The sequence below is a fragment of the Nocardia callitridis genome (assembly GCF_039543305.1).
Taxonomy (GTDB): domain Bacteria; phylum Actinomycetota; class Actinomycetes; order Mycobacteriales; family Mycobacteriaceae; genus Nocardia; species Nocardia callitridis.
The window spans coordinates 1,214,554-1,235,785 of the sequence record NZ_BAABJM010000001.1; the positions used below are offsets into that span (position 1 = coordinate 1,214,554).

General features: G+C 66.2%; 19 protein-coding genes. 8 read left to right on the plus strand and 11 right to left on the minus strand.

The features are described from left to right. Positions 1-114: 114 nt before the first annotated feature. Positions 115-759 carry a YqgE/AlgH family protein gene (locus ABEA50_RS05210; RefSeq protein WP_425577531.1) on the plus strand — a complete coding sequence of 215 codons (645 nt, stop codon included), beginning with the start codon at positions 115-117 and terminating at the stop codon, positions 757-759. A gap of 122 nt (positions 760-881) precedes the next feature. Here ABEA50_RS05210 and ABEA50_RS05215 read toward each other — a convergent pair whose 3' ends face one another. Continuing rightward, positions 882-1,292 carry an SdpI family protein gene (locus tag ABEA50_RS05215; RefSeq protein ID WP_345493866.1) on the minus strand — a complete coding sequence of 137 codons (411 nt, stop codon included), beginning with the start codon at positions 1,290-1,292 and terminating at the stop codon, positions 882-884. 274 nt (positions 1,293-1,566) lie between these two features. Here ABEA50_RS05215 and leuS point away from each other — a divergent pair, with 274 nt between their 5' ends. After that, the gene (gene leuS, locus ABEA50_RS05220; protein WP_345493867.1) at positions 1,567-4,431 is read left to right on the plus strand and encodes a leucine--tRNA ligase; all 2,865 of its coding nucleotides are present in this window, start codon (positions 1,567-1,569) and stop codon (positions 4,429-4,431) included. A gap of 864 nt (positions 4,432-5,295) precedes the next feature. Here the strand turns inward: leuS and ABEA50_RS05225 are convergent. Continuing rightward, positions 5,296-6,006 carry an SDR family oxidoreductase gene (locus tag ABEA50_RS05225; protein ID WP_345493868.1) on the minus strand — a complete coding sequence of 237 codons (711 nt, stop codon included), beginning with the start codon at positions 6,004-6,006 and terminating at the stop codon, positions 5,296-5,298. A 171-nt stretch (positions 6,007-6,177) separates the two neighbouring features. On the opposite strand from ABEA50_RS05225, the gene ggh reads away from it, so the two are divergent. Together ggh and ABEA50_RS05235 are read left to right on the plus strand one after the other, a co-directional pair. Beyond that, positions 6,178-7,518 (plus strand): glucosylglycerate hydrolase, encoded by a 1,341-nt coding sequence (ggh, locus tag ABEA50_RS05230; protein ID WP_345493869.1) that lies wholly within the window; start codon positions 6,178-6,180, stop codon positions 7,516-7,518. A 112-nt stretch (positions 7,519-7,630) separates the two neighbouring features. Continuing rightward, on the plus strand, positions 7,631-8,383 hold the full coding sequence (locus tag ABEA50_RS05235; protein ID WP_345493870.1) for a glycoside hydrolase family 25 protein: 753 nt from the start codon (positions 7,631-7,633) through the stop codon (positions 8,381-8,383). Positions 8,384-8,545: 162 nt separating this feature from the next. On the opposite strand, the gene ABEA50_RS05240 is transcribed toward ABEA50_RS05235, so the two are convergent. From ABEA50_RS05240 to ABEA50_RS05250, 3 genes are all read right to left on the minus strand, one after another. Beyond that, positions 8,546-10,612, minus strand: coding sequence for a PhoX family protein (locus tag ABEA50_RS05240; RefSeq protein ID WP_345493871.1), 2,067 nt, complete (start codon positions 10,610-10,612; stop codon positions 8,546-8,548). A gap of 123 nt (positions 10,613-10,735) precedes the next feature. Beyond that, positions 10,736-11,542 carry a hypothetical protein gene (locus tag ABEA50_RS05245; protein WP_345493872.1) on the minus strand — a complete coding sequence of 269 codons (807 nt, stop codon included), beginning with the start codon at positions 11,540-11,542 and terminating at the stop codon, positions 10,736-10,738. A 111-nt stretch (positions 11,543-11,653) separates the two neighbouring features. Continuing rightward, the gene (locus ABEA50_RS05250) at positions 11,654-12,187 is read right to left on the minus strand and encodes a lipoprotein LpqH (protein ID WP_345493873.1); all 534 of its coding nucleotides are present in this window, start codon (positions 12,185-12,187) and stop codon (positions 11,654-11,656) included. A gap of 130 nt (positions 12,188-12,317) precedes the next feature. On the opposite strand from ABEA50_RS05250, the gene ABEA50_RS05255 reads away from it, so the two are divergent. Both ABEA50_RS05255 and ABEA50_RS05260 read left to right on the plus strand, forming a co-directional pair. After that, the gene (locus ABEA50_RS05255; RefSeq protein ID WP_345494733.1) at positions 12,318-12,614 is read left to right on the plus strand and encodes a hypothetical protein; all 297 of its coding nucleotides are present in this window, start codon (positions 12,318-12,320) and stop codon (positions 12,612-12,614) included. A gap of 91 nt (positions 12,615-12,705) precedes the next feature. Next, positions 12,706-12,870 carry a hypothetical protein gene (locus tag ABEA50_RS05260; RefSeq protein ID WP_345493874.1) on the plus strand — a complete coding sequence of 55 codons (165 nt, stop codon included), beginning with the start codon at positions 12,706-12,708 and terminating at the stop codon, positions 12,868-12,870. Between the two features lie 223 nt (positions 12,871-13,093). Here ABEA50_RS05260 and ABEA50_RS05265 read toward each other — a convergent pair whose 3' ends face one another. The 5 genes from ABEA50_RS05265 to ABEA50_RS05285 all read right to left on the minus strand — a co-directional run bounded on the left by ABEA50_RS05265 (position 13,094) and on the right by ABEA50_RS05285 (position 17,396). Then, positions 13,094-13,267: a hypothetical protein gene (locus ABEA50_RS05265; protein ID WP_345493875.1), complete on the minus strand. Its 174-nt coding sequence runs from the start codon at positions 13,265-13,267 to the stop codon at positions 13,094-13,096. Between the two features lie 81 nt (positions 13,268-13,348). After that, the gene (locus ABEA50_RS05270; RefSeq protein ID WP_345493876.1) at positions 13,349-13,645 is read right to left on the minus strand and encodes a hypothetical protein; all 297 of its coding nucleotides are present in this window, start codon (positions 13,643-13,645) and stop codon (positions 13,349-13,351) included. Between the two features lie 131 nt (positions 13,646-13,776). Then, entirely contained in the window at positions 13,777-14,502 is a 726-nt protein-coding gene (locus ABEA50_RS05275) for an amino acid ABC transporter ATP-binding protein (protein WP_345493877.1), read from the minus strand. Next, entirely contained in the window at positions 14,503-16,305 is a 1,803-nt protein-coding gene (locus tag ABEA50_RS05280) for an ABC transporter substrate-binding protein/permease (RefSeq protein ID WP_345493878.1), read from the minus strand. A gap of 296 nt (positions 16,306-16,601) precedes the next feature. Then, complete coding sequence (locus ABEA50_RS05285) at positions 16,602-17,396, minus strand: LLM class F420-dependent oxidoreductase (protein WP_345493880.1); 795 nt, start codon at positions 17,394-17,396, stop codon at positions 16,602-16,604. A gap of 261 nt (positions 17,397-17,657) precedes the next feature. On the opposite strand from ABEA50_RS05285, the gene ABEA50_RS05290 reads away from it, so the two are divergent. Then, positions 17,658-18,737, plus strand: coding sequence for an ABC transporter ATP-binding protein (locus ABEA50_RS05290; RefSeq protein ID WP_345493881.1), 1,080 nt, complete (start codon positions 17,658-17,660; stop codon positions 18,735-18,737). 525 nt (positions 18,738-19,262) lie between these two features. Here the strand turns inward: ABEA50_RS05290 and ABEA50_RS05295 are convergent. Continuing rightward, the gene (locus ABEA50_RS05295; protein WP_345493882.1) at positions 19,263-19,787 is read right to left on the minus strand and encodes a winged helix-turn-helix transcriptional regulator; all 525 of its coding nucleotides are present in this window, start codon (positions 19,785-19,787) and stop codon (positions 19,263-19,265) included. 101 nt (positions 19,788-19,888) lie between these two features. Between ABEA50_RS05295 and ABEA50_RS05300 the strand changes: the two genes are divergently transcribed. Then, the gene (locus ABEA50_RS05300; protein WP_345493884.1) at positions 19,889-21,058 is read left to right on the plus strand and encodes a thiolase family protein; all 1,170 of its coding nucleotides are present in this window, start codon (positions 19,889-19,891) and stop codon (positions 21,056-21,058) included. The last annotated feature ends 174 nt before the right edge of the window (positions 21,059-21,232 follow it).

The window sequence follows — 21,232 nt, forward strand, 5'->3', positions numbered from 1 at the left end:
GCTTCGGACACTTTCCCACCGTGGGGCCCGTGTGCCACATTCTGTCGGCGATCGCGGTGCGCGAAAGTGCGGCCAAGGGGCGCGCGGCGGGCCGACAACTGCGATGATGTGGGGGTGGCACGCGCAGAAGAACCGGACGATCGGCAGATTCGCGGGGGGCACGGCGACCGTAAGCGGCGCGAATCCCGACCCGCCGAGCAGGTGGTTCGTGCCGGAACCCTGTTGGTGTCGTCCACCGAATTGGTCGAGCCGACCTTTCGCCGCACCGTCATCTACATCATCGAGCACAACGACGCGGGCAGCCTCGGGGTCGTGCTCAACCGACCGAGCGACACGCCCGTCCACGATGTGCTGCCGCGATGGAGCGAGGTGGTCGCCACTCCGCGCACCTTGTTCGTCGGCGGGCCGGTGAAGCGGGACGCCGCGCTGTGCCTCGGGACGTTGCGAGTCGGGGTACGCACCGAGGGGATCACCGGAATACGCAGGGTCGACGGCAGAGTGGTGCTGATCGATCTCGACGCCGACCCCGAGCGAATCGCACCGCTGCTCGAAGGCATTCGCGTGTTCGCCGGCTACTCGGGCTGGACGTTCGGACAATTGGAAGGCGAATTGGACAACAACGACTGGATCGTGTTGTCCGCATTGCCGACCGACCCGATCAGCACCGGCCACACCGATCTCTGGGCGCACGTGCTGCGGCGGCAACCGCTGCCGCTGTCGTTGCTCGCCACCCACCCCCTCGAGGTAGAACGCAACTAGCGCGTGGCCTCGGCCCGCTGCGGCCAGTTGTCCCCGCCCGCTGCGGCCAGTTGTCCCCGCCCGCTGCGGCCAGTTGTCCCAGCCCGCTGCGGCCAGTTGTCCCAGCCCGCTGGCTAGCTGTCTCAGCCCGCCGCGGGCTCGCACGCATCGCGCAGCGAGCACGCGCCGCAAGAGCTGCCGCAGTCACCGGCCGGCGCGGGCGGTGCGAGCGATTCCGCTGTCTGGGCACCGGCGTTGGCACCCGCACCGAGGGTGAACAGGGCGACCACCGCCGTCACCACGGCAACCAGGACGGCGACCACACCACCGGCCGCCATGGCGATGAGCCCGCCCGCGAACAGCAGCGCACCCGCGGCCACCGAGGTGGGCGCGGCCACGCGGTTGGCGACGCGGAAGATCTGGTCGTCGGTGAGCGCCGCTTCGGTGTGCACCCCGACGAAACGGTTGCGTGGAAGGCGGCCGCTGAAGCCGAGCGCGCCGATGGTGAGGGCGACGAGCGCCAGCACGAACAGGATCAAGGCGACGACGAACACCTATGCAGGCTAGCGCATCGACATTCGGCGACAACCGCCCACCGGCCGCGACCGTCACCACCAGTGAGCTCTGGACCAGCGGTTTTATTGGTGTGGTGTAGGCAACCACACACCACACCGCGCACCGAAACCCCAGCGCGGCAACCCCGTATCGCTGGTCGGCCCGCCCGCGAGCAGACCTGCGGTCGGACCGTTTTCGGTCGTGGGGCGCCGACGATCTACGCTGATGAGCAAAGTTTGTCGGGGATCGACGACCAAGACGTAAGGCAGGACCGTGCAGGACACACGTGCAACCGGAAGCGACGTACCAGAGCATCGGTACAACGCGGAGCTTGCCGAGCGCATCGAGCGCCGGTGGCAACGGACGTGGGACGAGCGCGGCACCTTCCACGCGCCGAATCCGGTCGGACCGCTGGCCGGGGACACTCCGCAGGACAAGCTGTTCGTGCAGGACATGTTCCCCTACCCCTCCGGCGCCGGGCTGCACGTCGGTCACCCGCTCGGCTACATCGCCACGGACGTGTTCGCGCGGTATCACCGGATGCGCGGCCGCAATGTGCTGCACGCACTCGGCTACGACGCCTTCGGCTTGCCCGCCGAGCAGTACGCGGTACAGACCGGTGCGCACCCGCGCGACACCACCGAGGCCAATATCGGGAACATGCAGCGCCAGCTGGACCGGCTGGGTCTCGGCCACGACCGCAGGCGCTCGTTCGCGACCACCGACCCGGAGTTCTACCGCTGGACGCAGTGGATCTTCCTGCGCATCTACAACGCCTGGTACGACCAGGAGGCCGATCGCGCGCGTCCGATCGCCGAGTTGGTGCAGCAGTTCGCCTCGGGTGCGCGTCCCGCACCGGACGGCAACGAATGGGCGGAGCTGACCGGCAGCGAGCGCGCCGCCCTCATCGACTCGTATCGTCTTGTGTACCAAACGGATTCGGTGGTCAACTGGTGCCCCGGCCTGGGCACCGTGCTGTCGAACGAAGAAGTCACCGCCGACGGTCGCAGCGAGCGCGGCAATTTCCCGGTATTCCGTAAGCGGTTGTGGCAGTGGATGATGCGTATCACCGCCTACTCCGACCGGCTGGTCGACGACCTGGACCACCTGGACTGGCCGGACAATGTGAAATCCATGCAGCGCAACTGGATCGGGCGTTCACGCGGCGCGCGGGTGCGGTTCGACACCGAGGTCGATGGTGCCGACACCGAGCAGATCGAGGTGTTCACCACCCGCCCCGACACCCTGTTCGGCGCGACCTACCTGGTGCTGGCACCCGAACACGAACTGGTCGACACACTGATCGCCGACGCGTGGCCCGCAGGGGTCGACGAGCGCTGGACCGGAAAGTCCGAGAACCCCGCCGACGCCGTGGCCGCCTACCGGGAGTCGATCGCGGCCAAATCGGACCTGGAGCGGCAGGAAAACAAGGAGAAGACCGGCGTCTTCCTCGGCACCCACGCCGTGAATCCGGTGAACGGCGAACGTATTCCGGTGTTCATCGCCGACTACGTGCTGGTCGGCTACGGCACCGGCGCGATCATGGCGGTGCCGGGTCACGACCAACGCGACTGGGACTTCGCGACCGCGCTCGGGTTGCCGATCAAGGCGGTCATCTCCGGCGGCGACATCACCGAATCCGCGCACAACGGCGAGGGTGAGTTGGTGAATTCCGACTACCTGGACGGGCTTTCGGTCGAAGAGGCCAAGGCCACGGTGATCGGCCGCCTGGAAGGCGACGGGCACGGCAACGGCACCGTGCAATACAAGCTGCGCGACTGGCTGTTCGCCAGGCAGCGCTACTGGGGCGAACCGTTCCCCATCGTCTACGACGAAGACGGCGCACCACACGCACTGCCGGAATCCCTGCTGCCGGTACGGCTTCCGGAGCTCGACGACTTCGCACCGGTAACCTTCGACCCCGACGACGCGAGCTCGGAGCCATCACCCCCCTTGGCAAAGGCCACCGACTGGGTGAATGTCGAACTCGATCTCGGCGACGGCCCCAAGCGCTACCGTCGCGACACCAATGTCATGCCCAACTGGGCCGGTAGCTCCTGGTATCAGCTGCGCTACGCCGATCCCACCAACGCGGACACCTTCTGCGCGCCGGAGAACGAGCGGTACTGGCTCGGCCCACGCGCCGAGGCCGGAGCGGACGATCCCGGCGGCGTCGACCTGTATGTCGGCGGTGTCGAACACGCGGTGTTGCACCTGCTCTACGCGCGGTTCTGGCAGAAGGTGCTGTTCGATCTCGGCGATGTGAGCAGCTACGAGCCGTACCGGAGGCTGTTCAACCAGGGCTACATTCAGGCGCACGCCTACACCGACGCGCGGGGAGCGTATGTGCCCGCGGCCGAGGTGGTGGAGCACGCCGACAAGCCAGGCAAGTTCTTCTGGACCGACACCACCGGCACCGAGATCGAGGTGTTCCAGGAGTACGGCAAGATCGGCAAGTCGTTGAAGAACGCGGTGTCGCCGGACGAGATGTACGAGGCCTACGGCGCGGACACGTTCCGCTTCTACGAGATGGCGATGGGTCCACTGGAGACCTCACGTCCGTGGTCGACCAAAGACGTGGTCGGCGCGCACCGCTTCCTGCAACGCGTGTGGCGACTGGTGGTCGACGAGGAATCCGGCGCGGCTCGGGTCACCGACGCCTCCCCCACCGCCGCGACGCAACGCCTGCTGCACAAGACAATCGCCGGTGTCGACGAGGATTTCGCGGCCCTGCGCGACAACACGGCGGGTGCGAAGCTGATCGAGCTCACCAACCACCTCACCAAGACCTACCCCGACGGCGCGCCACGCACCGTGGTGGAGCCAGTGGTGCTGATGCTGGCGCCGCTGTCTCCGCATATCGCCGAGGAACTGTGGGAACGCCTGGGCCACACCGATTCCCTCGCCCACGGCCCCTTCCCGATCGCGGACCCCGCGCTGCTGGTCGACGAGTCGGTGGAATACCCCATCCAGGTGAACGGCAAGGTGCGCAGCCGAATTCAGGTTCCCGCCGATGCCGACAAGGGCGCGATCGAAGCGGCGGCGCTGGCGGACGAGAAGATCGCAGCGCTGCTCGACGGCGCGGCGCCACGCAAATTGATCGTGGTGCCGGGGCGGTTGGTCAATATCGTCGCTTGAGGTGGGTGGGGTGCTTGGTTGGGCGTCCTAATAGTGGTGTGCGGCTGGGGTTTTGGGCGTTGGTGCGCGGGTGTTGGGTTGCGCGAGTCGCGTGCGGCGGCGAGATGTTGCGGGACGCGGCAATAAGGCACGTGGCGGGGGTGGGGCTCGGCGACGCGCTGTGCGGGGTGGTGGTCCGGTAGGGCGGGGTGATATGCGGGGGCGAGGATCTCCTCGCTGTGTTTTTTGGCGGCTGGCGCCGCGTGGTTCGCGGCCCTGAGGTCTCGCTGTTGAGTACCCGTTTCTTGCTCCTTCGTCGCCTACGAAACGGGCACTCAACAGCGAGACGGCCGCGAACTTACCGTGCCGGTCTCGCTGACGCTCGGAACACGTGTTTGGGCGGCTCGCGGGGTGGGTTGAGTTGGGTACGGGAGGTGGTGGTTTCACCGGGTGGCCGGGGTGTGCTTAGTAAACGGGTAATCGAACGCGGGATGGCCGCGAACTTGCTGTACCGGTCTCGCTGACGCTCGTAACAGGTGTTTGGGCGGCTCGTGGGGTGGGTTGAGTTGGGTACGGGAGGTGGTGGTTTCACCGGGTGGTCGGGGTGTGCTTAGTAAACGGGTAATCGAACGCGGGATGGCCGCGAACTTGCTGTGCCGGTCTCGCTGACGCTCGGAGCAGGTGTTCGGGCGGCTCGTTGAATGGCTGAGTTAGGTTCGGGCGGTGACAGTTTCACTGGGCGCCTGGGGCGGTCGCCACACAGGACGAGCAGAACCTGGTGTGGGGTGTGCTGGTGTTGTGGCGCTGCCGGGGTTGTTCTGGTGATGGTGGTTCTGCGTGCCGTCGCTCGTGGTGGGGCAGGATGACGAGTCGGGTCGGTGCGTATTACTTCGTCGGCTTGGGGGCCGGGCGCAGGATCAGTTCTGTCGGGTGGACATCGCCGGGAGTGTCTACGGCCGAACGGATCGACAGGGCGATCGATTCCGGGCGCATGAAATTGTCGGGGTCGTAGGTGTGGCCTTCGCCCTCGGTGATCGTGCGTTGCATGTCGGTGGCGATGCGGCCGGGGAAGATCGAGGTGACTCGGAGGGTGGGCTCCTCTAGGCGCAGGGCGTCGGCGAAGGCGCGGAGTGCGAATTTGCTGGCGGCGTAGGAGGCCCAGCCGGGGTTGGCGCGTAGGCCGGCACCCGAATTGATCAGGACCACATGGCCTTCGGCCGCACGGAGCGCGGGCAGGAGCAGCCTGGTCAGTTCTACGACGGCGATCACGTTCGCTTCCAACGTGTTTCGCCACTGGTCAGGCGAGGATTCGGCGATCGTGTCCAGATCGGCGACACCCGCGTTGTGCACCAGCAGGTCCAGTCGTCGGATCGGTGCGGTCGCCTCGGCCACCGCCGCGTAATCGGTCAGTTCCACCGGCCATTTCGTCGCGTCGGGCAGGTCCTTACCGATGGCGCTCAACGCGTCCGCCGAGCGCGCGCCGAGCAACAGGTCGTGGGTAGCGCCGAATTCGCGGGCGATGGCGGCACCGAGTCCTCGGCTCGCACCGGTGATCAGTGCGGTCGGTCTCGGTGAGCTGGTCACGGCGGAGGTCATGCGGCCACCGTAATCGTCAACGCCCGGTGGGTGGCGCGGCACGCGTCACCCGTGTTGCGGATGTCACTGTGTGCGCGATTACCAAGCGTCGCACCCGAACCGCCATGGCTTTCGAGCACGACGCACCGGGCTGAGCGGGCATTCGCGCGGTTGACATCGCAGAATAGGGAGATGGCATATCCGGGTTTCACCCCGACTCAGCTCGCGGCCCGCGCCGCCTATCTGCTGCGGGGCAATGACCTGGGCACGATGACCAGCGCAGCACCCCGCCTCTACCCGCACATGTGGAGCTGGGACGCGGCCTTCGTCGCCGTCGGCTTGGCGCCGCTGAGCGTGGAGCGCGCGGTGATCGAACTCGACACGCTACTCACCGCGCAGTGGAAGAACGGCATGATCCCGCACATCGTGTTCGCCAACGGTGTCGACGGCTACTTCCCCGGACCCGCACGCTGGGAATGCAAAGCGCTCGCGGCCAACGCCCCCGACGGACCAGACACCTCGGGGATCACCCAACCGCCCGTGCACGCGATCGCGGTGCAACGCATCCTCGACCATTCGCGCAGGCAGGGCCGCAGTACGCGGGCGGTGGCCGAGGAGTTCCTGAATCGACGCTGGCCCGATCTTGTGCGCTGGCACCGATGGCTCGCGCACGCGCGTGACCCCAAGCAGACCGGAAGAATCACGCTGTATCACGGCTGGGAATCCGGGATGGACAATTCCCCGCGCTGGGACCGCGCCTACGACAACGTGCGGGTCGGCCCGGATCTGCCACCGTACAGTCGCGAGGACGTGCTGGTGGTCGCCGACCCGACACAGCGCCCGAGCGACCGCGAATACGACCGCTACCTGTGGCTGGTGGAACAGATGCGCAGGGCCGGCTACGACGATTACCAGCTGTCCTCGACCATGAGCTTTGCCGTGGAGGACGTGTTCGTCACCGCGATCTTCGCCCTGGCCTGCGAGGTGCTCGCCAATATCGGTGAGGAGTACAAGCAGCCGAACGCCGACGTGCGCGATCTCTACGGGTGGGCCGAGCGGTTCCGCAAGGGTGTCGTCGAGACCACCGACGCCCGCACCGGGGCGGCCCGCGATTTCGATGTGCGGCTGCAACGGTGGATCAGCACCGAAACCCTGCCGATGTTCGCGCCGCTGCTCTCGGGTGGGTTGCCGCGCGAGAGTGAACGCGCACTGCTGCGGCTGTTCGAGGGGCCACGCTTCTGCGGTCACCCGGACCTTCGGTACGCGTTGCCGCCCTCGACCTCGCCGGTGTCGCGCGATTTTCGTTCCCGCGAATACTGGCGCGGGCCGGTGTGGCCGGTGATGAGTTGGTTGTTCTCCTGGGCGTTCGCGCGCCGCGGTTGGGCCGAGCGTTCGTTCATGTTGCGTGCCGAAGGGTTACGGCAAGCCAGCGACGGCAGCTTCGCCGAGTACTACGAACCGTTCACCGGAGAGCCACTCGGCAGCATGCAGCAATCGTGGACCGCGGCAGCCGTACTCGATTGGCTCGGCTGAGACGCGGGCGGCACACAGACGCCGCCCAGCGGGGCATAAACGGGACAGACCAGGGGAAATACCCACCCCGGATGCTGGTGACCGCCAGGGTGCGCCGCTATCGTCGACGGGCATGACCCCCTCTCCGCGAAGATCTACCGGCGCTCGCCGCGCCACCGCGCTCTCGGTGATCGCACTCTTCGGACTGCTCGCCGCGACACTGCCCACCGCGTCGGCCGAGCCGCGCGGGCCCGACGTTTCGTCCTGGCAGCACGTCGACGGTCGGCTGATCGATTGGTTCGCCGTCAAGCGCTCTGGCCACGATTTCGCGATGCTCAAGGCCACCGAGGGCCTGAATTACGTCAATCCCTATTTCGTCCCCGACAGCGTGTTGATGCGCGCGGCGGGCGTCGCGCGCGGCACCTACCACTATGCGCACCCGGAGACTTCCCCGGAGGCGCAGGCGGCGCTGTACGCGGCGACGGTGCTCGGCCAGAACGGCCCGTTGGATCTGCCCCCGGTGCTTGATCTGGAGAATTCCGGCGGGCTGGCTCCCGCCGACCTCATCAACTGGACTCACCGCTACCTGAACACGGTGCAGGCACTGACCGGTCGGGTGCCGATCGTCTACACCTACCCCGTGTTCTGGAAGACGGCGATGGCCGACTCGAACGAGTTCACCCAGTACCCGCTGTGGATCGCCGACTACCGAGGCAACCCGCAACCCGAGGTGCCGGGCGGCTGGTCCACCTGGACGTTCTGGCAGACCACCGACGCAGGCCGCGTCGACGGCATCGGTGGCGCCACCGACGTCAACCTCTACAGCGGCGCGCAGGGCGACTTCGCGCGCTTCGCCAATTCTGGCGGTCTCACCGGAAGTAGCTGAGCGCGAACCGGTTTCGGCTGATACCGACACGCCCGCCACTGCGCCACACCGGGCCACCACGAGACACGACTGCGCGTTGCCGCCGTCGGACCAGTACGACCTCGCACGCCTCGGCCAATTCCGGCGTCAAACCGGAAATAGCTGAGCGCGTACCGATTTCGGCTAGATGCCGATGCGCCCGCCGCCGGTGCGCCACACCGAGGTCACCGCGGGACGCGGCTGCGCGTTGCCGCCGTCGGGCCAGTGCGACAGCGGATTGTCCGGGGTTGCGTCGTCGTCTTCGCCGGGATGCTGCACGCACACCAGCACGCGGGACTCGGTGACTACCGGCCCGCAGGTCTCCGCGCCGCGCGGCACGGTGAGGAACTGCTTGGTCGCACCGCGGTTCGGCCCGTCGAGCACCACGGCGAAGAGGCCGTCATTGGACTTCAGCGCATTGCCGTCGGTGGAGATCCACAGGTTGCCGTACGGGTCGAAGGCCAGGTTGTCCGGGCAGGAGATCGGGCTGACCTTCGTCTTGTCGAAACCGGCGTAGTAGGTATCGGCCGCGGCGGGGTCACCGCAGACCAGCAGCAGCGACCAGGTGAATTCGGTGCCCGCGTGGTCGTCGTCGAGCTCGAGGACCTGACCGTTCTTGTTCAGCTTGCGCGGGTTCGCCTCGTCGACACCCTGCTTGCCTTCGGCACCGCGGTTGTCGTTGTTGGTGAGCGCGGCGTAGACCTTGCCGGTGTAGGGGTTGGTCTCGATGTCCTCGGGGCGGTCCATCTTGGTGGCGCCCACCTTGTCGGCGGCCAGCCGGGTGAAGACGGCGACCTCTTCGGCGCTCATGCCCTCGACCAAGGACTTACCCTTACCGTCGGTGCCGGTCTCCAACAGGGGAATCCATCGGCCCTTTCCGGTGAATCCCTGGTCGGACGGCGGCTTTGCGCTGCCGTCGATCTGCTCGGCGTGGTCGCCGGTCAGCTGCGCGACATACAACGTGCCCGCGTCGAGGATGGTCAGGTTTTCGCGGGTACTCGCGGCACCGCCGCCGGAGCGAATCTTGCGCGCGGAGACGAATTTGTAGATGTAGTCGAACTTCTCGTCGTCGCCGGTGTAGCAGACCACCTCACCCTTGTCGGTGACATGGATGGTGGCGGCCTCGTGCTTCACCCGGCCGAGCGCGGTGTGCTTGATCGGGGTGGAGTCGGGGTTCCACGGGTCGACCTCGACGACGTAGCCGAATCGGTTCGCCTCGTTGGGTTCTTTGGCCAGGTCGAAGCGCGGGTCGGTGCGTTCCCAGCGGTTGGCGGTGGGCCCCGCGACGAAGCCGTAGCGTTTGATCCGCGCGGCCGCGGTGGGTTCGGTGACCTTCTCGCCGTTGGCGAAGTAACCGTGGAAGTTCTCTTCGCCGGAAAGGATGGTGCCCCAAGGAGTTACGCCGCCGGAGCAATTGGCGAAGGTGCCGAGCACTTTGGTGCCCGTCGGGTCGGCGGTAGTGCGTAGAAACTCGCTGCCCGCGGCAGGGCCGGTGAGGGTGAACCCGGTGGTCGCGGTGATCCTGCGATTGTATTTGCCGAAAACCGGGGTGAGTTTTCCGGAATTCTGTTCGCCTTTGACCTCGACGACACCCAAACCGTGTGCGGCCTTGGTGATCTCGATCTGTTCGTCGGTGGGGGCGTCCTCGTTGTAGCCGCGGAACATCTGCGGCCCCGTGGTGTATTCGTGGTTGACCACCAGCAGAAAAGCGTTGGGCTGGCCTTCGATTGGCAACAGGGCCGCGAAGTCGTTGTTGTAGCCGAACTGTCGCGCCTGCGCGGCCGCGGTCTGCTTGTCGAAGTCGAAGGCGGGTGCGTCGGGAAACAGCGGGTCGCCCCACCGAATGACGACGGCCTGCTCGTAGCCGTCCGGAATCACCAGCGCGTCTTCCTTGTTCGGCGCGACGGAGGCGAAGTCGGTGCCGGTGCCGGGCGTGCCCGCGGGCGTACCTGTGCCGTTACCACCGGGGGTGTCGTCGCCACCGCAGGCGGTGAGTGCGCTCGCCGCGCCGACGGCCAGTACGGCGGCGGCGCCACCGGTGATGAGGCCGCGACGATTCAGCGAGCCGACGATATCGCCGAAGTAGGCTCCCGCGCTGGTGTTGGGTACTTCGTGGAAGCAGGCGTTCGCGCACTTGTAGGTGCAGGTCATCGCGGATCGCGAGGACTGACCGTCGTGTGCGACGAAAAGTGCCAGCGGCTTCAGGCTCATATCGACTCCCGGTGGTTCGAGCTACCGGGCGCACGCTAATTGATTCGGACAATCCGGGATAAACGCTCAGATGAACAGCTGGCCAATTAGGTAACCCTAAATTTGCGGGCCGCGAAGTTGGTGTCACGCCGAAGGATTCGCCGGTAGCGCGAGCACAACGTCGTTCTCGTCCTCGGCCAGATAGCGGACCTCGACAATCCTGCCTACCTGCGCCTGGCCGACCGCGGCGGGCGGCAGGAACGTCTCTGACCTGGTGACGAAGTTGCTGCCGTCGGACCGGGTGACCACAAGTTCCAACACCACCTTGGAACTGCCGCCGCGAATCTCCCCTGGCACCGACAGCGACCGCACCACTGCCTGCGCGGCGATACCGCGCGCCGCGATGTCGAGCTTGTGCGCCGTGGTGACGCCGCGGCGAATCATGGCGTCGTTCATCGCCCGCTGCGCCTGCGACGCATCACCGGACTTGTCGATCTGCACCTCCGTACTGCCGGGCAGGTAGCGCACCGGTAGCACCACACCGGGGCGCAGCAGCGGGAGCTCGGTGAGCGGCACGATCATCTTGGTATATCCGTCGAAGACGGCGCCGTCGACGCCCTCGACGCTGAAATCGATGCGTAACTGCGGCTGGTCATTGATACTCAGGCCGGTCTGATGGAACGAGCGCACGGTGCCGATGCCGATCGGGCTGCCACGAAAACGGGCGGTATTGTCCTTGCTCAGCAGCGCGGCGAGATCGGCGACGGTGAAGACGAATACGAGCGCAGCGGCGACGCACGCGATGATCGGCAGCGCCATCTGCGGTCCGACCCAGGCGAGCACGTCTGGGCCGTAATCGGTGGAGCCGCGGTAGGTGAGACCGTGCCAAAGGTAGTAGCCGACCGAGCCGACAAGGAATGCGACGGCGGCCGTGCGGGCGAGGATTTTCATGGCGAGTCCTTCTGTGCGAAAGAGGTATTCGAGGCCGGTCGTACCGACGTCCCGGCACCTCGAGCGTGGAACTCGCGGTCCGGAACGTCGGGAACGGAAGGGACAGAAGGATCAGCCGCCGACAACGGTCGAGCAGTCGAAGGTGACCTCGAAAGTAGAGGTGCTCGGGCCAGCCATCGGGTTGCCGAGATCGACGCCGCCGACCCCCTCGCCGCTGACCCGATAGGTGTTGCCGTCCTTGCTGAGCGTCGCCGAACCGCCCGGCATACCGCTACCGAAGCCGAGGGCGAACGGGGTCGAGTCGGCCCCTCCCTTACTGCCCGCGAAGGCGACGGCCTGCACTGTGTCGGCGCCGGTGACGCTCGCGCTCACCGAGAGCGTGCCGTAGGTGGGATTGTCTTGGTCGACGAGCGCGAGGGCGAGGTTGTCACCTTGCTCGGCGCAAGTCGTCTCGAATTTCGCCTCGATGAGCTTCCCGTCGACCGAGGCGCTCGACCTGCTGGATACACCACCTTGCGGTTCAGCGGTCGCAGCGGTGGCGGTGTCCGCGGCGGCGTCCTCGGAATTATCGCCACAACCGGTGAGCAGGAGGGCGAGTGCTGCGGCCGAAGCGGTGACCGCGGCGGTAACGGACTTGGTGTTCATAGGATTTCCTGACTCTCGTTCAGTCGGTCCGTCTCGGGCCGATACGAGAAATCTAGGAAGCGCTCGCGCCCTACCGATCCCAGGTTTCGCACGCCGACCAACCGAACATCACCTCGGCGAGCCTGGTCGAATGCGGCGACCGCGCGCCATGGTGCTCGATGCGGCGTGGCGCGAACTCGACGGTGTCGCACCGCTCAGTTCGGCGACCGGTGGACCGCTGCGTCGCACGGTGAAGCTGATGCTCGATCCGCTGGTGATCCGTCCGGTCGCGCATCCGTTATGCGCGGGTCCGCTGGTGAACGCCGACGGACGCTGGCGGCGTGCCGGGTATGTCCTGCGCGCACGACGGCTCACAGTAAACCCTGATGCGACATCGCGCTCCCGGCGCGACCGATGGCCCGCTGGCGGCCATCGCCACCGAAGCTGACCACCCCTTGGCGCCCCTGCCCGCGCACACCCTGGGTTCGGCTGCACGGACGCGATGTGCGCCACGCTCCGGTGGACGAACCGCAGCAGCTGTGGAACCTCTCGACGAGATCGCCGCGCTCAGCGAAGACCGCGAGCAGCTCGTCGACGGCGCGGACGCGCAGAGAGAGCCCGCCGCGCGCATCGAAATCACCGGCCGCGCGGGCGATTATGCGTTGGCTGCTGGCTCGGCGTCGCTTCTTCACCAGATGCGCTGATATCGAACAGTGGGACCACAGGCGGGAGTGGCAGCTGTGTTCACCCGGCCTGCTCGACGCACCCGAAAGTTCGGTATCATGAGAGTTGTTGCGCGACAAGGGAGATACTCTCATTCGGATCCATACGGTCGGCGCACCGGGGCTGACCGGCGACATCCCACGCCATCGACATCGGCCACGAAACCGACTCCTCCACCGCGAGATTCGCCACGTGGCAGCAGCGTCAGCTCACCGAATGGCGCACCCGCGCGGCACGATCGAGCACTCCCAAACCCTCTGGCTGCCTTCGCCACCACGCTCGGCTAGGCCAACTATCGACCAGCTGCCCGGGAAGCACCGAAATATCCAGTGCGCGAATCATTTCGGTGCCGCCCGCGGTGAACAGACGCACCGTCACGATCACGGGTTACGCTCCAAGGGTGGGCGCCGTTGTCGGCGCCGCACTCATCGATACGAGAAATCGACAGGGCCCGGCGCCTCAGTGGTCGTCGTAGTGACCGTCGTGTTCGGCGTGTCGGTGGCCGTCGTGGAGGTAGTCGACGTGGTCGCCGTGTTCAACGGCATCGTGGCCACAGTCGGGGCCGTGGATGTGCGAATGGTCGGCATGTTCGATGTGTTCGGCTGGCTCGCACTCGTCGTAGTGATCTTCGTGTTCGCGGTGCAGATGCCCGTCGTGGGCGTAGTCGACGTGGTCGCCGTGCTGAACGGCCACGTGACCGCAATTCGGTCCGTGCACATGATCGTGACCGGTGTGTTGCTGATGCGCTGTAGTCATCTGACCTCCCTCTTTTTGGATATCGGACAGGTAAAGCGTGATGACTAACACATTATCAAATGCGCATTAATGAAGATAACTGAGAATGCGCTGTGGGCCCCTGGGGGCTCCCAGGGGACTCAGGGGAACTCTCAGAGGATCTGCGACAAGAAGCGCTGTAGGCGCTCGGTCTCGGCACCCTCGAACACTGCCTCGGGCGCGCCGGTCTCCACCACCCGCCCCTGGTCCATGAACACCACGTTGTCGGAAACCGTTCGGGCGAAACCCATCTCGTGCGTCACTACGATCATCGACATACCACCGGCGGCCAGGTCGGCCATCAGCGCGAGAATGCCCTTCACCAACTCGGGGTCCAGCGCCGAGGTCGCCTCATCGAAGAACATGATGTCCGGCTTCATCGCCAGCGCACGCGCGATCGCGACCCGCTGCTGCTGCCCGCCGGACAGATTCGCCGGGCGACTGTCCGCCTTCTGCGCGAGCCCCACGATCTCCAACTGCTCCACCGCGAGCGCGCGCGCCCGCTCCTTCGACAATCCGCGCAACTTGCGCGGCCCCAGCGCCACATTGTCGGCGACACTTTTGTGCGGAAACAGGTTGAACTGCTGGAACACCATGCCGATGCGCTGACGCAGCTTGTCGGGGTCCTCGGTGCGCACCGATTCACCGTCGAGCAGAATGTCGCCCTTGTCCGGCTCGTAGAGCCGGTTGAGCACCCGCAACAGCGTGGACTTTCCGGAACCGGACGGCCCGATGACCGTGGTGGTCTTGCCGGCGTCGACATGGACATCGACTCCGCGCAGCACGTGATTGCTACCGAGCGTGAGGTGCAGGCCGGTACCGGTGAGGGAGGCACTCATTTATCCGCGCCCTTCCGTGATCGTCTGTGTTTCAACCGGATCGACCGCCCGGTCCGGCCGTCCCGTACGCATCCGGCGATCGATGTAGTTCACCAAGTGCGTGAGCGGGATGGTGAGCAGCAGATACACCAGACCCGCGGCGACCAGCGGGGACAGGTTGCCGGTCTGCGCGTTGAGATCACGTCCGACCGCGAACAACTCGCGCTGGGTGGCGAGCAAGCCGAGGAAGTAGATCAGCGACGAGTCCTTGATCAACGCGATGAACTGGTTCATCAACGCGGGCAATACTCTTCGCACGCCCTGCGGGATCACCACCAGCGTCATCGACTGGCGATAACCGAACCCGACCGCGCGCGCCGCCTCCAATTGGCCGGGCTCCACCGACTGGATACCGGATCGGAAGATCTCGCCGATATACGCCGAGGCCAGCAAAGCCAGGGCGACAGCACCGAGCCAATACGGGTTGTTGCCGGTGATATTGCGGACGACAGGACCGACACCCAGACCGATGATCAGAATGATCACCACGGCGGGCAGACCACGAAAAATATCGGTGTAAACCCGTGCGGGCCAACGCAACCAGCGTGTCCGCGAGATTCCCGCGACGGCCAGCAACATACCGAACACGGTGCCGAGCACACCCGAAACCACTGCCAGGATCAGCGTATTCGGCAAGCCGGTCTTGAACAGGTCGGGAAACGCCTTGCGGTACAACGACCAATCGAAGAAGGTGTCCCGCAATTGTTGCAGCGTCGACTTCGGCGCAGTGCTCGTCGTGGCATCGGGCTGCTGCTCGGCGGCGATCGCGGCGAAGTCCGGGAACTGTGGTTCGGCGGCCGCCTTGGAGCCCGGCTTCCAGCCGGGAGGTGGCTCGCGCGGCACCCAATCGCTGTAGAGCTCGGCGTAGGTACCGTCGGCGATCACCGCGTCCAGACCGCTGTTGAGGGCGTCGATCAGCGGCTTGTTGTTCTTGGCGACCGCCCAGCCGACAAAGTTGTCGAGGCTGAAGGTGTTCTGTGCGACCGAGGTCGCGTCACCGGGCTTGATCGCCCCTTCCGCCTGCGCCGACGGCGCCACCCACGCGTCGACCTGGCCGGTCTTCAGGTTGCTGTAGGCAGTGTTGTAGTCGGGGAACTTCACCGGATCCAGGTGCAGCTGGTTGACCACGTACTCGTCCTGCACCGTGCCCTGCACCACGGCGATCCGACTGCCTGGACCGAGATCGTCGAAGCTCTTGACCTTGCCGTTGTTGCCGACGACGAGCGAGAAGTACCCGAAGTCGTAGCCATTGGTGAAACCGACCAGGTTACGCCGCTCGTCGGTAGTGGTGATGCTCGAAGAACCGACGTCGAAGCGACCGCCGGAGACCTGGGCGAGCAGGCCGGCGAACTCGGTGCCGGAGAACTCCACGCGCAAACCGAGTTTCGCGGCGACGGCCGCGAGAAGTTCGTTGTCGAAGCCGGTGAACTTGCCCGAGGAGTCCACACAGATGCTCGGCGGCGCGTCCGACAGGGTGCCGACGCTCAGCGTCCCCGGCGCGAGCAACCCGAGCTTCGAGGTATCGATCGAATCCAGCGGCGGCGCGTTCGGCGTGGTGTATTTGTCCACGCCCGCGTTCCGCGTGGACGCCAGGTTCGTCGGCGCGGGCGCGGCGGCCGCCACTCCGGGCGGGGCACACAGGTCGCTCGTCGTCGAGGTACTGGCGTCGTTCGAATCGGCGCCGCATGCCGTGGCGAAGAGCCCGATGGCAAGCAATATCACGGCGATCAGCGAACGGGACCGCACAACGGGCAAACCAGCCATGGCTGGTAACCCTAGCCGCGCAATAGGGCTATCTCACAGCTACCTAGTTCGAGCGCGGCAGCTCGCGCCATTACCTGGCTCGAATATCCAAGGAGGTGGGTTCGGATCGCAGCGACCCGAACCCACCTCCTCGACGTCCAAGCGCCCTCTGCTTATTCGCCGCCGGACTCAGTGTGCGAGGCGGAGCGAGAACGCGACGAGTCGACCGCACCGGCCGGTTCGAGCAACTCTCGCATCGCGAAGCCGTCGGCGCTGCGCGACCCCACCGACCCGCATGCGTGCACGGGGACCGTCACTCAGGCAATCCCGGTGACCGGTTGCGGATTCACCTCGTCACGCCAGCGAATCGCGTTCTTCAGTTCGCTCAGGTCGTAGTCGGGGCCGCTGACCCCGACGGTGAAGGTCGTGACGCCCGCGTCGACCAGGGCCTGCGCCTTTTCGGTGCCCGCCCACTGCACCGACCGCTCGATGCGTGCCTGATCGGTACCCACCGCGGCGCAGTGCTCGGCCAGCACCTTGTTCTTGTGCGCCAGCACGTCGAGATCGGCGAAGGTGTGCCACATGTCGGCGTATTCGGCGACCAACCGCAGCGTCTTGCGCTCGCCGCCGCCACCGATCAGCACCGGAATGTGGCGGGTGGGAGCGGGGTTCAGTTTCTTCAGCCGGTCGGTGATCCGAGGCAGGTAATCGCGCAACAGATTCAGGCGTGAACCCGCCGTCCCGAACTCGTACCCGTACTGGTCGTAGTCCTTCTCGAACCACCCGGCGCCGAGGCCGAGAATCAGGCGGCCGCCGCTGATGTGGTCGACGGTGCGCGCCATATCGGCGAGCAGGTCGGGGTTGCGGTAACCACCGCCGGTAACCAGCGCGCCGATCTCCACGCGCTCGGTCTGCTCGGCGAACGCGCCGAGCATCGTCCAGCATTCGAAGTGCGCGCCCTCCGGATCGCCGCTGAGCGGATAGAAGTGATCCCAGTTGAAGACGATGTCGACACCCGCGTCCTCGGCGCGCAGCACCGCGTCACGAATGAGCCCGTAGTCAGGCGCGTGCTGTGGTTGCAGTTGAACACCAATACGAACCGGTCGGCTCATGGATAGCTCCTTGTCAGATACTCCGACGTCTGGATGATCGCGAAATCGAGGCTACTCGCGCGGCGTGCGACCCCGGTCACACGAAAAGCCCCGACGAATGGGGGACAACGCGGCGGCTTCCGGTCGAATTCCCCCGCACCGCATCCGGTGCCGCGCTCGATTCGGGCATTCTCTGCGCGGCAGCGGCATCGCCCGTAGTATCCGGTCCACCCTTACTCGGATCGTCCGGCACGTTCCTGCCGGTGATGGGATGGATTTTTCATGGCTACGGTGACCTTCGAACAAGCGACGCGGCTCTACCCCGGCGCGACGACCCCCGCTGTCGATCAGCTGAATCTGGAGATCGAAGACGGCGAATTCCTGGTACTGGTCGGGCCTTCCGGCTGCGGCAAGTCGACCTCGCTGCGCATGCTCGCCGGACTGGAGGACGTGAATTCCGGGCGCATCCTGATCGGCGACAACGACGTCACCCACGCCGAACCCAAGGCGCGCGATATCGCGATGGTGTTCCAGAATTACGCGCTCTACCCGCACATGACCGTCGCGGAGAACATGGGATTCGCGCTGAAACTGGCCAAGGTCGCCAAGGCCGAGACCAAGACGCGAGTGCTGGAAGCGGCCAAGCTGCTGGACCTCGAGCCCTATCTCGACCGGAAGCCGAAGGCACTCTCGGGTGGTCAGCGCCAGCGTGTCGCGATGGGACGCGCGATCGTGCGCTCGCCGCAGGTGTTCCTGATGGACGAACCGCTGTCGAACCTGGACGCCAAACTGCGGGTGCAGACCCGTACCCAGATCGCCCAGTTGCAGCGCAGGCTCGCCACCACCACCGTCTACGTCACCCACGATCAGGTCGAGGCGATGACCATGGGCGACCGGGTGGCGGTGCTGAAAGATGGCCTGCTGCAGCAGTGCGCGACCCCGCGTGACCTCTACCGCGACCCCGCGAACGTGTTCGTGGCCGGATTCATGGGTTCGCCCGCGATGAATCTGTTCACGCTGCCGGTCGCCGACGGCGCCGTCACGCTGGGCGGGCACACGCTGCGCCTGCCCAGGACGGTCGCGGACGCGGCGGGCACCTCGGTGACCCTCGGCATTCGTCCCGAACACTTCGAGATCGGCGCGAGCGAGGGCATCGCCATGGAGGTGGACGTCGTGGAGGAGCTCGGCTCGGACGCCTACATCTATGGCCGCACGGTAGACTCCGACACCGGCAGTGCGGGGGAAACCATTGTGGCGCGGGCGGATTGGCGTAACCCACCGGCCAAGGGCACCAAGGTGCGCTTGACCTCGGACGCCGAGCACACCTACTTCTTCAGCACCGAGGGCGCGCGACTCAACTGAGCGGCATTCACCCGGACCGATCGGCTGACGGACAACGGCGTTGTTCGTCGGCCGACTCCCCGGACCGATTCAGCCATCGCTACGACGATCCAGTCGCCATCGCGACCCGAATGTCGCCGTCGCGACCCGGAAATGACCTCGACCCGCCGCTGCCGCGATGTCGGCAACCCCGCAGTGCCGCAGAGCCTTCCGAAGGTCGCCCGGTACTCGAACGCAACCGGCCGATCGCTGCGGCAACGCACCACATACCTGGTGCGACCCGACCTGCGAGATCGGGCACACCACAGCGCTCCTGCCACGGGAACGAGGGCGTCGACCAGGAGACCCGGCCGCGGTCGACACCATCATGGTGCGAAACTTTTCGCTCATCCGGCCAGGATGCGCGGACTCCAGCTTTCGGCCGCGCAGGCATAGGCGCACCGAACTTTCTCGCCATCGCATCGAGCGTCTCGGGCGGCGCGAAGAAGGGCAGCGGTCCACGCTTGGCACCTCGACGCCGGAATGCCGCGCGCCGTCGTGGCGGGACTACTTCTTCGCGTGCCGCTGGCGCCGCTTGTGCGACACGTAATCCTCGTTGAGCCGAATACCCAACTGCTCCAGGCCGATCTCGCGTCCGTTCTCGCTGCGCACCTGCACCCGAACCGGTGTTCCGGTCGATTCCTCGACCAATCGCAGTGGTGCGGGCCCGGATTGGAGGTAGGCGTCGCCCCATTGCATCAGGGCGAGCACCGCGGGTAGGAGACCGCGACCCATGTCGGTGAGCACGTACTCGTATCTCGTGCGCTTGCCCTCTTCCTGGTACGGCTGCTTGCCGAGCAACCCCGCGGCGGTGAGCTTGCGCAACTGCCGTGCCGCGGCGGCGTCGGTGATGCCGACCCGCGCGGCGAAGCCGTCGAACCGACGGGTGCCGTAGTAGGCCTCGCGCAGAATGAGCATCGCCGATCGGGTGCCGACCAGGCCCAACGCCTTGTCGATCGAGCAATCCACCGGCTGCCACGAGCCGAGATCGGCCAACTGTCCTTCCATCACCGCTGCCATGACGCACATCATAGCCCCGCCTGACTTTAGTTGACTAAACTCAGGCGTAAGCTGACTATGTGTTGATAGAGTCAGGGCAGCGGCGCCCGGCTCTCGGTCCGAGAGGAATCCCCATGAAAGACGCGGTGATTGTCGAGGCGGTACGCACCCCGATCGGCAAAGGCAAGCCCAGCGGCGCACTACACGACGTGAACGCCGTCGACCTGCTGGCACACAGCCTGCGCGCGGTGGTCGAGCGCAGCGGCATCGATCCTGCGCTCATCGACGACGTGATCGGCGGCGTCGTCACCCAATACGGCGAGCAGGGCGCCAATATGACCCGCCGCGCGGCACTGGCCGCCGGATACCCGGAATCGGTGCCGGCCACCACCGTCGACCGACAATGCGGCAGCAGCCAGCAGGCGATCCACTTCGCCGCACAGGGCGTGATCTCCGGCGCCTACGACATCGTCGTCGCCGCGGGTGTCGAGTCGATGGGACGAATCCCGATGGGCGCCAACCTGGTTGGTTCCGACGACATCTCCGGCATCGGTTTCACCGAGCGCTACCCCGAAGGCCTTGTTTCCCAAGGCATCAGCGCCGAACTGATCGCGGCCAAATGGGGACTGACACGCGGCCAACTCGATGAATTCGCGCTGTGCAGTCACGAAAAGGCCGCGCTGGCAACGAAAGACGGCGGATTCTCCCGAGAACTCGCCCCGATCAACGGACTCGACACCGATGAGGGCATTCGAGTCGGCAGCACCCTGGAAACACTCGGCAAGCTGAAGCCCGCCTACTACGATCCCGCGATGTCGGCGCGCTTCCCCCAGATCGACTGGGCGATCACCGCGGCCACCGCGAGCCAGGTCAGCGACGGCAGCGCCGCGGTACTGATCATGAGCGGTGAACGCGCACGGGAGCTCGGACTGCGCCCCTTGGCCAGGGTGCACAGCTTCGCCGTCGTCGGCGACGACCCATTGCTGATGCTCACCGCGGTGATCCCCGCGACCCGAAAGGTGTTGCGGCGCGCCGGGCTCGCCCTCGCCGATATCGACCTGGTGGAAATCAACGAGGCCTTCTCCCCCGTCGTCCTCGCCTGGGCACAGGAGACCGGCGCCGACCTGAACACGGTGAACGTCAACGGCGGCGCCATCGCCCTCGGCCACCCCCTCGGCGCCTCCGGCGCCCGCCTGGCCACCACCCTCGTCCACGCCATGCACAACCGCGACGCCCGCTTCGGCCTGCAAACCATGTGCGAAGCAGGCGGTCTGGCCAACGCCACCATCTACGAACGCCTGTGAGGCTTAGCGGCGGTGGCGCCGCCTATCGCAAGCGCCACCGCCGCCGAACAGATGTGGACCAGCCGTACCTACGTGTGGACAGCGCCCGACAGCCCGATCGTCAGTGCTTTCTACGCGATCACGCCCACCTCGGTCGATGCGGAAACCGATGGCCTCTCCGCACAGCTCGCCAAG